Here is a 12,357-nt window from a genome sequence, read left to right on the forward strand (position 1 = left end):
ACACAATATGATTTATCCTGATGAAGCAATGCTTTACGCACCGGTTGAATGGCACGACTGCTCCGAAGGTTTTGAGGACATTCGTTATGAAAAATCCACCGACGGTATCGCAAAAATCACCATTAATCGTCCGCAGGTGCGCAATGCCTTCCGTCCTCTGACGGTAAAAGAGATGATCCAGGCGCTGGCGGATGCGCGTTATGACGACAACATCGGCGTGATCATTCTGACTGGTGCAGGCGATAAAGCGTTCTGCTCCGGTGGTGACCAGAAAGTACGTGGTGATTACGGCGGCTATAAAGATGATTCCGGCGTACATCACCTGAACGTGCTGGACTTCCAGCGTCAGATCCGTACCTGTCCAAAACCGGTTGTCGCGATGGTGGCTGGCTACTCCATCGGTGGCGGTCACGTCCTGCACATGATGTGCGACCTGACTATCGCGGCTGATAATGCCATCTTCGGTCAGACTGGCCCGAAAGTCGGTTCCTTCGACGGCGGCTGGGGCGCTTCCTACATGGCTCGCATCGTTGGACAGAAAAAAGCGCGTGAAATCTGGTTCCTGTGCCGTCAGTACGACGCGAAACAGGCGCTGGATATGGGTCTGGTGAACACCGTTGTACCGCTGGCGGATCTGGAAAAAGAAACCGTCCGTTGGTGCCGCGAAATGTTGCAAAACAGCCCGATGGCGCTGCGCTGCCTGAAAGCTGCACTGAACGCCGACTGTGACGGGCAGGCGGGGCTGCAGGAGCTGGCGGGCAACGCCACCATGCTGTTCTATATGACGGAAGAAGGTCAGGAAGGTCGCAACGCTTTCAACCAGAAACGTCAGCCTGATTTCAGCAAATTTAAACGGAATCCGTAATGCGTAGCGCGCAGGTATACCGCTGGCAGATCCCCATGGACGCGGGGGTGGTTCTGCGCGACAGGCGGTTAAAAACCCGCGACGGGCTGTATGTTTGCCTGCGTGAGGGCGAGCGCGAAGGGTGGGGGGAGATCTCCCCACTGCCGGGCTTCAGTCAGGAAACCTGGGAAGAGGCGCAAAGTGTGCTGCTTGCCTGGGTAAATAACTGGCTGGCAGGCGATTGCGAATTACCGCAGATGCCTTCCGTTGCCTTTGGCGTAAGTTGTGCATTGGCGGAGCTGGCAGATACGCTCCCGCAGGCGGCCAATTACCGTGCGGCACCGCTGTGTAATGGCGATCCTGACGATCTGATCCTCAAACTTGCCGATATGCCTGGCGAGAAAGTGGCGAAGGTCAAAGTGGGATTGTACGAAGCCGTGCGCGACGGCATGGTGGTGAATCTGTTGCTGGAGGCAATTCCTGATCTGCATTTGCGTCTTGACGCGAACCGCGCCTGGACACCGCTGAAAGGCCAGCAGTTTGCCAAATACGTTAACCCGGATTATCGCCACCGCATCGCGTTTCTCGAAGAGCCGTGCAAAACCCGCGATGATTCGCGTGCGTTTGCCCGTGAAACCGGCATTGCCATTGCCTGGGATGAAAGCTTGCGCGAGCCGGATTTTGCCTTTGTAGCTGAAGAGGGCGTGCGCGCGGTAGTTATCAAACCCACGCTCACGGGCAGCCTGGATAAAGTACGCGAGCAAGTGCAGGCGGCGCATGCGCTGGGGCTGACGGCGGTGATCAGTTCTTCCATTGAGTCGAGCTTAGGTCTAACGCAACTGGCGCGGATTGCTGCCTGGTTAACGCCAGACACCATTCCGGGACTGGACACGCTGGATCTGATGCAGGCGCAGCAGGTTCGTCGCTGGCCGGGGAGCCTGCTGCCGTTAGTGGACGTTGATGCACTGGAGCAGCTGTTATGATCTTCTCTGACTGGCCGTGGCGTCACTGGCGGCAAGTGCGGGGAGAAGCCATCGCCTTACGTCTCAATGACGAGCAACTCAACTGGCGCGAGCTTTGTGCTCGCGTCGATGAATTAGCCTCCAGCTTTGCGGTGCAGGGTGTGGTTGAGGGCAGCGGCGTGATGTTGCGGGCGTGGAATACGCCGCAAACGCTGCTGGCCTGGCTGGCGTTACTGCAATGCGGGGCGCGGGTGTTGCCCGTGAACCCTCAGCTGCCGCAACCGCTGCTTGAGGAATTGCTGCCCAATCTTACGCTGCAATTTGCGCTGGTGCCGGAAGGGGAAAACACGTTTCCGGCGTTAGCGTCGCTGCACATTCAGCTGGTTGAAGGCGCACATGCCGCGGCGTGGCAGCCGACGCGTCTGTGCTCAATGACGTTAACCTCTGGTTCCACTGGCTTGCCGAAAGCCGCTGTTCATACTTATCAGGCTCATCTTGCCAGCGCCGAAGGGGTGTTATCGCTGATTCCTTTTGGTGATCACGATGACTGGTTGCTCTCTTTACCGCTGTTTCACGTCTCCGGTCAGGGAATTATGTGGCGCTGGTTATACGCTGGTGCGCGGATGACGGTGCGTGATAAACAGCCATTGGAGCAAATGCTGGCAGGTTGTACTCACGCTTCACTGGTGCCAACACAACTCTGGCGTTTGCTGGTTAACCGTAGTTCCGTTTCCCTGAAAGCGGTTTTACTTGGCGGCGCGGCTATCCCGGTCGAGTTGACGGAACAGGCGCGCGAGCAGGGGATTCGGTGCTTTTGCGGCTATGGTCTGACCGAGTTTGCCTCCACGGTGTGTGCGAAAGAAGCCGACGGTCTGGCAGACGTTGGTTCGCCGCTGCCGGGTCGGGAAGTGAAAATCGTTAATGATGAAGTGTGGCTGCGGGCTGCCAGTATGGCAGAAGGTTACTGGCGTAATGGGCAACGGGTTCCACTGGTTAATGACGAAGGCTGGTACGCCACGCGCGATCGCGGTGAGATGTATAATGGCAAGTTGACCATTGTCGGACGTTTAGACAATCTATTCTTCAGTGGCGGTGAGGGTATTCAGCCGGAAGAAGTCGAGCGCGTTATTGCTGCACATCCTGCGGTTTTGCAGGTGTTTATCGTTCCCGTTGCCGACAAGGAGTTTGGTCATCGGCCGGTAGCGGTGGTGGAGTATGACCAGCAAAGCGTTGATCTTGACGAATGGGTGAAAGATAAGCTGGCTCGTTTTCAACAACCGGTGCGCTGGCTGACTCTGCCGCCGGAGCTGAAAAACGGCGGTATTAAAATTTCACGTCAGGCGCTAAAAGAGTGGGTGAAACGCCAGCAATAATTAACCCTCCGTTTCACTTCTCATTTCTGCCATTCCATTGCCGTTGATAAAGAGTTTATCTGTTAATCTGTAAATTGATGTGAAAACTCTTAGCAAACAGGATAATGCAATGGAATGGCTGGTCAAAAAATCGTGCTGCAATAAACAAGATAACAGACATGTAATTATGCTCTGCGATGCTGGCGGCGCGATAAAAATGATCGCCGAAGTGAAGAGTGACTTCGCCGTGAAAGTGGGGGATTTACTCTCGCCTTTGCAGAATGCGCTTTACTGTATTAATCGTGAAAAGCTGCACACGGTGAAAGTCCTTTCTGCAAGCTGTTATAGCCCCGATGAGTGGGAACGGCAGTGTAAAGCGGCAGGGAAAACTCAGTAACGTTGTTTTGTTGTGGGCAGGAAAATCAGCATCAACCCGCTCATAATACAGGCTACTCCCAGTAGTGCTTTCAGCGAAAAAGTCCCTTCCCAGCCGGGAAGTACCATTGAAGCAATCCATACCAGCACATAACTCATACTGAGCAAGGCATAGGCTTTGCTTAGCGCAAGTTTATGTAGTGTTTTATACCAACAAAAAACGGAAAGCAGATAACCCAGCAGCCCGAGCAACAGTATCCGGGCATCCAGGCCAAAAGCTAACAGCGCCGCGATAAAATCCCATAAGTGCGTCATTGGCGGCAGATGACTCGCCGCAAAACCCAGGCTTAATTGCGCAGCGGAGGCGATAATGACGCTGAATAATCCCCACATCAGGCCCACTACACCGTACTCCCGAGGATCACAATGCCGCCAATAATGAACGCCACCCCACACCAGTGACGCAGCGATACCGGCTCGTGCCACAGTTTTACTGCAGCCAGCGTTACCCAGACAAAATTCAGACTTAACATCGGGTAGGCAATGCCTACCGGTACGTTCTGCAAGACCAGCAGCCAGAGCACCATTGCAAGGCCAAGACAAGCCAGCGCCAGTCCCAGCCACAGCACGATATGTTTGCGCCGTTTGTTTACCGTCGCAAAGCAGGTTGCCTGTTTCTGACACAACTGCCCGGCAACGCTAAGCAAGCTGGCAAAGACTAATGTTAACCAGATCATTTGGGCCGATACTGAATTAGCACCAGACGCTCCTGACGATCGATGACATCTGCGGGCGGAATGGCGAGACTATTGATATCTTCATCGCGGTCAACCGAAAGCACGAGTGTAATAATCCCCTCCTGACGATGTTGATTAAGCCAGTTTGCGAACTCATCACCGCTGACAAATCTCCCTTTTGCATCCGGATAATTAAGGCCATATTTCAACTCACCTGTCTGGCGATACATGATGATGTCATCGCGTTGCAGGCTCCATGCCAGACCTGCGGCAACACCGACGCTATCAGTAAGAATATAGCGGCTTGGCTGAAGTGATTCTTGTGTCATCTCGACAAAAAATTGCGGATGTTTTCCTTCCATGACTCTGTCAGGAATTGAAAATCCTACCAGCAACGCCAGCCCCAGCGGGCAAAGCGCGGCAAAAGGCCAGGTCTTTTCGACGTTTGTTAAGGTGTACCAGCCGAAAAATGCCCATAGCGAAAAAATAGACCAGGCACAAAAGACTTTATAGCTCTCGAAGGTTTGCCACACCGGTGTGTTCATTGGTCCCCAGGGGGAGACCACAAATGTGGCAATAATGCCAGTGACGCCAAAAGCGATATTAATCCAGCCATTAATCCGCAACGCCAGAGGATTATTTTTTGCAGCCAGCAATGCGTAATGCGCCATCAGCATTGCCAGAGGTGCAAAGCAGGAAAGAATATAGGTGGGCAATTTGCCTTTAGCGACGGAGAAAAACAGCAGCGGCATTATCGTCCAGCTCAACAAATAGACGGTTGCGGAATGCTTGCGGTTTTTCCAGCCAGCGTACAGTGCACCGGGGAGTAATCCCAGCCACGGCAGGCTACCGGCAATGACGACCGGCAAGTAGTACCAGAACGGAGCTCTATGTTGGGCATCATCCAGTGCAAAGCGTTGAATATGCTCAACCCAGAAAAAATAATGCCAGAAGTCAGGCTCCCGCTGCGCTATCGCCAGTCCCCAGGGGAGAACCGTCAGTACGCAACTGATAACCGCCAGCCAGCCGTAAATAAAGAGATCTTTCCAGCGTTTTTGCGTTGCTACCCATGGCAGCACGCTTAATACCGGCACGGCAAGGGCGAGAAAACCTTTGGTCATCACCCCCATGCCGCAGGTGATTCCCAGCAGTAAAAATCCTGCGCTTTTGCCTTTCCACGTCTGTGCCTGCATTGCCAGCCAGAAGCTGCACATTCCCGCCACCAGCCAGAAGGCAATAAACGGATCGAGCACGGCATAAGTGCCGATGGCATAGACAATAAACAATGAGAGATAAATTACTGTGGCGAGTAAAGCCAGACGTTTATCGCGCCATAAGCGCAGAGTAAACCAGGTCACCAGCGCGGCAGTTAACAGGGTCGCAAAGATAACGCCTGCCCGCACACCAAAGTTATTCGCGCCAAATAGCCATTGCCCAATGCTGTTAATCCAGTATCCGGCAATGGGTTTTTCGAAATAACGTAGCCCTAACAGATGGGGAACAATCCAGTCGCCGGATGCCAGCATTTCCCGACTGATTTCCGCATAACGCGTTTCATCTGGTTGCCAGAGCAGACGCGTGCTGATCGGTAACAGGTAATAGCAGGCAATAAATGCGAAGAGGCCGATAAGGTAACGTACCGATTTCATCAGTGACTACCCGCAATTTGTTGGCAACCCAGCCAGCCTTCACGTCCGGCAATATTTCCGCGAACAACTTGTCCGAGCGGCAACGTCCCTGATAACAGTTCGCTTAAAGGGCAAAATGTCACGCCTTCCTGAGCTGCGCGTTTCAGGAGATCCACAAAATTATGCTGATAAGCGCAGCCTTCAACTTCGGCATGAATGGTATAAACCGGCGTGCCTTTATCTCGCTGGATGCGGTTGAGTAACCAACCGTTAAAATCTTCTGCTTTCACATCCCGACCAATCACTTCATCCCAGGTGGGTAAGGTCACCGGAATTTGCGCAGTGCCAGGGGTTCCTGATTCGAGCAATGGACGAAACGGCATCGCCCCACGACAATCGCTGTTGTAGCGCAAATGGAACGCTTCTTTTGCTTCGATCACCTGTTGGTCAGCACGCCAGCCAGCAGCGGCAGAACAGGTTACCGGTTGACCGATAATCTCTTCCAGGGTGCGAAGGCCGCGTGCAATATCGTCGATCATTGTTTGCCGATCCCAATTACCGCTATGGGCTTGCCAGGCATGGTGATCCCAGGCGTGCAGGCCGACTTCGTGATGTTTAGCCGCTTCACGAATGATATCGGCATTGGCATGACCAATCTCTTTACCTGGCCAGGCCGTACCTGCCAGTAAAATATCCCAGCCATAAAGCGATGCCGCGTTTGAGCGCAGCATCTTCCACAAAAACTGTGGCTTCACCAGTCGCCAGAGATGGCGGCCCATATTGTCCGGGCCGACGCTGAAAAAAATGCTGGCCTGAATATTATGCTTACTCAAGATTTCCAGCAGACGCGGCACGCCTTCACGGGTGCCACGAAAGGTATCGACATCAATGCGTAAGCCGACTTTGGTCATGATGGTTTATCCGTAAGATCAACGGTGCGCAGGAAGAAATCCAGCGTTTCGTCGATGGTTTCCTGCATATCAATTTTCGGTTCCCAGTCCAGGCAGCGGCGGGCATTGCGGATGCTCGGTTTACGATGCTCTACGTCCTGATATCCTTTGCCATAGTAGCTGCTACTTTCGACAACACGAAAGCCCGCAAACGGTGGGAAGTAATGGCGCAGCGGATGTTTTTCGAAGCTCGCCAGCAGCATCTCACCCAGTTCTTCAATGCTCGCTTCGTTCTCAGGATTGCCAATGTTGATAATTTCGCCATCGCAGCGATTTCCCGCATTTTCGATAATGCGGTATAACGCCTCGATACCATCGCGAATATCAGTAAAGCAGCGTTTTTGTTTTCCGCCATCAATCAGCTTAATCGGTGAACCTTCTACCAGATTGAGAATGAGTTGCGTAATAGCGCGGGAGCTGCCAATTCGCGCTGCATTAAGGTTATCCAGTCGTGGCCCCATCCAGTTAAACGGGCGGAAGAGGGTGAACTGTAAACCTTCTTTTTCGCCATAGGCCCAGATCACTCGATCAAGTAATTGTTTAGACACCGAATAAATCCAGCGTGGTTTATTCACCGGGCCGACGATTAAATTAGAATGGTCCTCATCGAAGTATTTATCGCTACACATCCCATAAACTTCTGAAGTCGACGGGAAGATGATTCGCTTACGGTACTTCACGCAGTAGCGGATAATGCGCAGATTCTCTTCGAAATCGAGTTCAAATACGCGCAGCGGGTTGCGGGTATATTCAATCGGCGTGGCTATCGCCACCAGCGGCAACACGACATCACATTTTTTGACGTGATACTCAATCCATTCGGAATGAATACTGATATCGCCTTCGACAAAGTGAAAATGCGGATGATTCATAAAACGGCTTATCGCATCGCTGCCAATATCCAGACCGTAAACTTCATAATGATCTTCGCGCAGCAGGCGTTCTGTCAGATGGTTGCCAATAAAGCCATTCACCCCGAGGATGAGTACCCGGGTACGGCGTCGGGCGGCACAGGCAGGCTGGCTATTCAAGCGTGAACCTTGCACCAGGCCCAGCGTCTGCGCTAATTGCGAGCCCTGCATAGTAATGCCGTCGCCCGCCTGTCCAGTGACGATTTCCAGCGCGCCATCGCCACAGGCAATCAGCAGTGGTGCAACAGAAATCACGCTCCCCGGCTGTGCTTTGCTGGCATGAGGATGAACACGCGACGACCAGACGGTGAATTTCTGATTGCCAACATAGCTGAAGGCACCCGGCCACGGATCGGCAACGGCACGCACCATGTTGTGCAGTACGGATGCCGACTTATGCCATTCGAGGAAACTGTCATCCGGCGTTCTGCGACCAAAACAGGTGGCTTCGTTTTCGCGCTGGGCGATTTCCAGAATATTACCGTGTTTAATGGCGGGTAATGTCTGTTCCAGTAGCTGGCGCGCGGCATGGCACAATTTATGATGCAGCGTAATGGCGATATCGTCTGGCGCAATGGCAACGCGCAGTTGTGCCACAATGGCCCCGGCATCGGCACGTTTCACCATTCGGTGCAATGTAACGCCAGTTTCCGTTTCACCGTTCACCAGCACCCAGTTCAGCGGCGCGCGACCACGATATTTTGGTAACAGCGAACCATGCAGATTAAATGCACCTCTCGGAGCGAGCTGCAAAATCTCATCGCAAATAAGATGGCGATAATAAAAAGAGAAAATCACCTCTGGTGATAGTTGGGCAATGCGTTCCACCCACAACGGATGATTAACGTTATCCGGCGCATAAACTGGAATGCCTCTTTCCGCTGCCAGTCGGGCAACCGAACCATAAAAGGCTTTTTCACCGGGATTATCAGTATGGGTAAAAATGGCGCTAATTTCGTAACCGGCAGCCAGCAGGGCTTCAATACCGAGGCATCCCATATCGTGGTAGGCAAAAACGACGGTTTTCATTATTCATTTTCCTTGCTGGATGGACGGATAACTTGCTGAACAAAATAGCGGGGGCGGGCGCGGACATCGGTGTAGATCCTGCCGATATATTCACCGAGCAATCCCATGCCGATAAACTGAGCGCCAATAAAAGTAAACAGCACGGCAAATAGCATAAAGACGCCTTCTGCCGCCCATTGGGGTCCGAAGGTCAGGCGTAAAATCACCAGCAGCACCGCAATGCTAAAACCGCCAATCGCAATAATGCTGCCGAGCAGACTCAGCATACGTAGCGGCGTTGTGGTAAGACAGGTCACCAGGTCGTACATCAAATTAATCAGGCGCATAAAGCTGTATTTGGATTCACCAAACTCACGCTCGGCATGGTGCACTGGAATTTCAATGGCACGGCGGGCGAAGATATTCGCCAGAATCGGGATAAAGGTGCTGCGTTCATGGCAGTGCAACATCGCATCGACAATATGACGGCGATAGGCGCGCAGCATACAACCATAGTCACCCATCGCTTTGCCTGTGGTGCGCTGAATAAGCCGGTTAATCATCTTTGAAGCGGTTTTACGAAACCAGCTGTCCTGGCGGTTCTGGCGTACAGTCCCTACCACGTCGTAACCTTCATCGGCTTTTGCCACCAGACGGGGGATTTCCTCTGGCGGATTCTGGAGATCGGCATCGAGGGTAATAATTAAGTCGCCGGTGACGTGACTGAATCCCGCCATAATCGCTGAATGTTGCCCGTAATTGCGGTTAAGCAAGATAGACACAATATGGCTGCCCTCCGCTTGTGAGGCTTCGACCAGCATATGCGCGGAATTATCGCTACTGCCGTCATCAATCAGCAGGATTTCATACTCTTTCCCCAGTGATTCACAGGCTGCGGTGGTGCGCCTGATTAATTCCGGTAAGCTTTCCTGCTCGTTATAAACGGGAATAACCACCGAGACTTTCTTAACAGGGTGGATTTCAAACATGGCTCATTGTCCTGCGAGTTGCTGAAGGGCTGTGATGACGCGGTCGGCATCGGCGGTGGTCATATCCGGGAACAGCGGCAACGAACAGATGCGTTCGCTATTCCATTCGGTATTCGGTAACGACAGCGTGGGAAAACGCTCGCGATAATATTTTTGTGTGTGAGCGGCGCGGAAATGTAACCCGGTACCAATGCCTCTTTCTTTTAACGCTTCCATCAACGCATCGCGACTGATACCACAACGTTGTTCATCGACACGAATAATAAACAGATGCCAGGCATGAACGTGCGGCCAGGCGGGAAGGCTTAATGGCTGAAAGGGGAGAGCTGCCAGTGCTTGCTGATATTGCTGGGCAATTTCGCGCCGACGGGTGTTGAGGTGCTCTAATTTGACTAACTGTGTCAGGGCAATCGCGGCGTTAATATCGGTCAGATTGTACTTATAGCCCGGCGTTAAGACTTCAGCCTGCGGTGCACGGCCCCAGGTATGTCTGTCATAGGCATCGACACCCAGACCGTGAAATTTCAGCATCCGCAGCTGGCGGGCAAGATTTTCATTATCAGTAACAATCAGGCCACCTTCCGCACAGGTAATATTTTTGATGGCGTGAAACGAAAAAATAGCAGTACCTTTTGCGCCAATATGTCGCCCTTTGTAATACGTACCGACGGCATGGGCAGCATCTTCGATAACTGCGATGCCGTAACGTTCGCCAATGGCGCGAATGGCGTCAATATCTGCTGGCGCACCGGCATAATGCACCGGAATGATGGCTTTAGTGCGTGGCGTAATGGCTGCTTCGATCGCTTCAGGCGTGACCATCAGCGTATCGCGGTCGACATCCACCATTACCGGCGTTGCACCCAGCAAGGAAATCATATTGAGGGTTGAAACCCAGGTCAGGGAAGGCGTAATCACTTCATCGCCCTTGCCAATTTCCAACGCCATTAGCGTGATATGCATTCCGGCGGTGGCTGAACTGACCGCGATGGCATGCTGATTTCCCGTCAACTGGCAAAAAGCTTGTTCAAGCGCCTGATTCTTCGGACCGGTTGTGATCCAACCGGATTCGAGAACCTCTTTAACTGCAGCGAGTTCCTCTACGCCCATTGCTGGTCGCGAAAAAGGCAAAAATCCTGACATTTTTTTTCCATCCGTCATTGAATACCTGTCCACTTATATTTGCTATAAAGAGTGTTGTGTATATTTTGCCATTTGGAGCAAAATTTTAAGGATAGAATATTAACTTAACCTTAAGAAACTAATATTAGACGTAAATATTGAAATTTTTATATTTTTTCTTATTTAGACTTTGCATTTGGCAAAATTTTGAGGCATTTTGCCGGCATCATAGGATTTTTAATATTACACCAACTGCTAATTATCGCCAGAAAAGTCGCTCAATTTCACGGTAATTGTCTGGTTGCGCTTGTCTACAGGTGGAGTTTACGTGTTAGCTTTTTGCCGATCTTCGTTGAAGTCAAAAAAATATTTCATCATTTTACTGGCGCTCGCTGCGATTGCCGGACTGGGTACTCATGCCGCCTGGAGTAGCAATGGTTTGCCACGCATCGACAATAAAACACTGGCCAGACTGGCACAGCAGCACCCGGTTGTCGTTTTGTTTCGCCATGCTGAACGTTGCGATCGTTCAACCAATCAATGCTTGTCAGATAAAACAGGTATTACGGTCAAAGGTACCCAGGATGCCCGTGAACTGGGCAACGCTTTTAGTGCTGATATCCCTGATTTTGATCTCTATTCCAGTAATACCGTCCGGACTATTCAGTCGGCGACCTGGTTTTCGGCGGGTAAAAAGCTGACGGTAGATAAACGATTTCTTCAATGCGGTAATGAGATTTATAGTGCAATTAAAGACTTACAACGCAAAGCACCTGATAAAAATATCGTTATTTTTACCCATAATCATTGCCTGACATATATTGCTAAAGATAAGCGTGATGCGACATTTAAACCTGATTATCTGGATGGTTTAGTCATGCATGTGGAAAAAGGCAAAGTTTATCTGGATGGGGAATTCGTTAACCACTAAATTTTCAATCTGACAGCCAGTGATGGCTGTCATCATTGTTAAAGAAGACCTTTCAAACGTAACGTTTTTCGGGTGGCAACATTCAAATCATAATGCACCAGATCTTCAGGTTTTACCCACGCGTAGTCCTGAAACTCTTCGTTTATTTTCACATCTCGGTTGGCAGAAACGCAGTCAAAAATCAGGTAAATCATATAAATCTCTTCCTTGCGACCATCTGCATACGTCTTGGTGCGAATATCATCGCTGAAGGTCCACGGCGTGATTTCTGTCAAAAGCAGCTGTTCTCCCAGTTCTTCGCGAATTTCGCGGCGTAGTGCCTCTTCAATTCGTTCGCCAGGCTCCACGCCGCCACCCGAAAGCGCCCATTGACCGGGGAAAACGCCGCGATCGTCGGCCATTTTACACAGCAAATAAGCACCATCATTTTGAATCAAAGGGCATACAATAGTCCGTTGTCGCACAGGGGTATTCCTTATAAATAAAAAGAAACCATGAGAATACGGTAACTCAGAAATATGTGAAAGTGACAGTAATCTCTTTTGCGA

The 12,357-nt window shown here is 51.4% G+C and carries 13 protein-coding genes; 5 read left to right on the forward strand and 8 right to left on the reverse strand.

The features are described from left to right. Positions 1-7 precede the first annotated feature (7 nt). The 4 genes from menB (at position 8) to pmrD (ending at position 3,555) form a co-directional block, all read left to right on the forward strand. The gene (gene menB / locus HBM92_RS07690) at positions 8-865 is read left to right on the forward strand and encodes a 1,4-dihydroxy-2-naphthoyl-CoA synthase (RefSeq protein WP_000639996.1); all 858 of its coding nucleotides are present in this window, start codon (positions 8-10) and stop codon (positions 863-865) included. After that, positions 865-1,827 carry an o-succinylbenzoate synthase gene (menC, locus tag HBM92_RS07695; RefSeq protein WP_001255606.1) on the forward strand — a complete coding sequence of 321 codons (963 nt, stop codon included), beginning with the start codon at positions 865-867 and terminating at the stop codon, positions 1,825-1,827. Before menB ends, menC begins: the two co-directional genes overlap by 1 nt. Then, entirely contained in the window at positions 1,824-3,179 is a 1,356-nt protein-coding gene (gene menE, locus HBM92_RS07700) for an o-succinylbenzoate--CoA ligase (protein WP_000577595.1), read from the forward strand. The genes menC and menE overlap by 4 nt, the downstream gene beginning before the upstream one ends. A gap of 109 nt (positions 3,180-3,288) precedes the next feature. Next, positions 3,289-3,555, forward strand: a complete 267-nt coding sequence (gene pmrD, locus HBM92_RS07705; RefSeq protein WP_001297897.1) for a signal transduction protein PmrD — start codon at positions 3,289-3,291, stop codon at positions 3,553-3,555. Here the strand turns inward: pmrD and arnF are convergent. From arnF to arnB, 7 genes are read right to left on the reverse strand one after another with little or no spacing between them, the layout of a single operon-like run. Next, positions 3,549-3,935 carry a 4-amino-4-deoxy-L-arabinose-phosphoundecaprenol flippase subunit ArnF gene (gene arnF, locus HBM92_RS07710; protein ID WP_000523864.1) on the reverse strand — a complete coding sequence of 129 codons (387 nt, stop codon included), beginning with the start codon at positions 3,933-3,935 and terminating at the stop codon, positions 3,549-3,551. The two genes, pmrD and arnF, sit on opposite strands and share 7 nt — an antisense overlap. After that, positions 3,935-4,270: a 4-amino-4-deoxy-L-arabinose-phosphoundecaprenol flippase subunit ArnE gene (gene arnE, locus HBM92_RS07715; protein WP_000638018.1), complete on the reverse strand. Its 336-nt coding sequence runs from the start codon at positions 4,268-4,270 to the stop codon at positions 3,935-3,937. Before arnE ends, arnF begins: the two co-directional genes overlap by 1 nt. Beyond that, complete coding sequence (arnT, locus tag HBM92_RS07720; protein WP_000844038.1) at positions 4,267-5,919, reverse strand: lipid IV(A) 4-amino-4-deoxy-L-arabinosyltransferase; 1,653 nt, start codon at positions 5,917-5,919, stop codon at positions 4,267-4,269. The genes arnE and arnT overlap by 4 nt, the downstream gene beginning before the upstream one ends. Then, positions 5,919-6,809, reverse strand: a complete 891-nt coding sequence (arnD, locus tag HBM92_RS07725; RefSeq protein WP_000169712.1) for a 4-deoxy-4-formamido-L-arabinose-phosphoundecaprenol deformylase — start codon at positions 6,807-6,809, stop codon at positions 5,919-5,921. The genes arnT and arnD overlap by 1 nt, the downstream gene beginning before the upstream one ends. After that, positions 6,806-8,788, reverse strand: coding sequence for a bifunctional UDP-4-amino-4-deoxy-L-arabinose formyltransferase/UDP-glucuronic acid oxidase ArnA (arnA, locus tag HBM92_RS07730; protein ID WP_000860296.1), 1,983 nt, complete (start codon positions 8,786-8,788; stop codon positions 6,806-6,808). The genes arnD and arnA overlap by 4 nt, the downstream gene beginning before the upstream one ends. Continuing rightward, positions 8,788-9,756, reverse strand: a complete 969-nt coding sequence (gene arnC / locus HBM92_RS07735) for an undecaprenyl-phosphate 4-deoxy-4-formamido-L-arabinose transferase (protein ID WP_000461633.1) — start codon at positions 9,754-9,756, stop codon at positions 8,788-8,790. Before arnC ends, arnA begins: the two co-directional genes overlap by 1 nt. A gap of 3 nt (positions 9,757-9,759) precedes the next feature. Beyond that, positions 9,760-10,899 (reverse strand): UDP-4-amino-4-deoxy-L-arabinose aminotransferase, encoded by a 1,140-nt coding sequence (gene arnB / locus HBM92_RS07740; protein WP_011076488.1) that lies wholly within the window; start codon positions 10,897-10,899, stop codon positions 9,760-9,762. Positions 10,900-11,206: 307 nt separating this feature from the next. On the opposite strand from arnB, the gene ais reads away from it, so the two are divergent. Then, a complete protein-coding gene (gene ais / locus HBM92_RS07745; protein WP_000879110.1) occupies positions 11,207-11,809 on the forward strand; it encodes a lipopolysaccharide core heptose(II)-phosphate phosphatase Ais in 603 nt (200 codons plus the stop codon). 38 nt (positions 11,810-11,847) lie between these two features. Here ais and nudI read toward each other — a convergent pair whose 3' ends face one another. Then, complete coding sequence (nudI, locus tag HBM92_RS07750) at positions 11,848-12,273, reverse strand: nucleoside triphosphatase NudI (RefSeq protein WP_001249883.1); 426 nt, start codon at positions 12,271-12,273, stop codon at positions 11,848-11,850. Positions 12,274-12,357 lie beyond the last annotated feature (84 nt).

It is taken from the genome of Escherichia sp. E.sYA108 (assembly GCF_011754335.1).
GTDB lineage: Bacteria > Pseudomonadota > Gammaproteobacteria > Enterobacterales > Enterobacteriaceae > Escherichia > Escherichia coli.

What these genes read in the sequence shown, in the direction of transcription:
- menB (WP_000639996.1), top strand. Translation starts at nt 8, where the DNA reads ATGATTTATCCTGATGAAGCAATGCTTTACGCACCGGTTGAATGGCAC.
- menC (WP_001255606.1), top strand. Translation starts at nt 865, where the DNA reads ATGCGTAGCGCGCAGGTATACCGCTGGCAGATCCCCATGGACGCGGGG.
- menE (WP_000577595.1), top strand. Translation starts at nt 1,824, where the DNA reads ATGATCTTCTCTGACTGGCCGTGGCGTCACTGGCGGCAAGTGCGGGGA.
- pmrD (WP_001297897.1), top strand. Translation starts at nt 3,289, where the DNA reads ATGGAATGGCTGGTCAAAAAATCGTGCTGCAATAAACAAGATAACAGA.
- arnE (WP_000638018.1), bottom strand. Translation starts at nt 4,270, where the DNA reads ATGATCTGGTTAACATTAGTCTTTGCCAGCTTGCTTAGCGTTGCCGGG.
- arnT (WP_000844038.1), bottom strand. Translation starts at nt 5,919, where the DNA reads ATGAAATCGGTACGTTACCTTATCGGCCTCTTCGCATTTATTGCCTGC.
- arnD (WP_000169712.1), bottom strand. Translation starts at nt 6,809, where the DNA reads ATGACCAAAGTCGGCTTACGCATTGATGTCGATACCTTTCGTGGCACC.
- arnA (WP_000860296.1), bottom strand. Translation starts at nt 8,788, where the DNA reads ATGAAAACCGTCGTTTTTGCCTACCACGATATGGGATGCCTCGGTATT.
- arnC (WP_000461633.1), bottom strand. Translation starts at nt 9,756, where the DNA reads ATGTTTGAAATCCACCCTGTTAAGAAAGTCTCGGTGGTTATTCCCGTT.
- arnB (WP_011076488.1), bottom strand. Translation starts at nt 10,899, where the DNA reads ATGTCAGGATTTTTGCCTTTTTCGCGACCAGCAATGGGCGTAGAGGAA.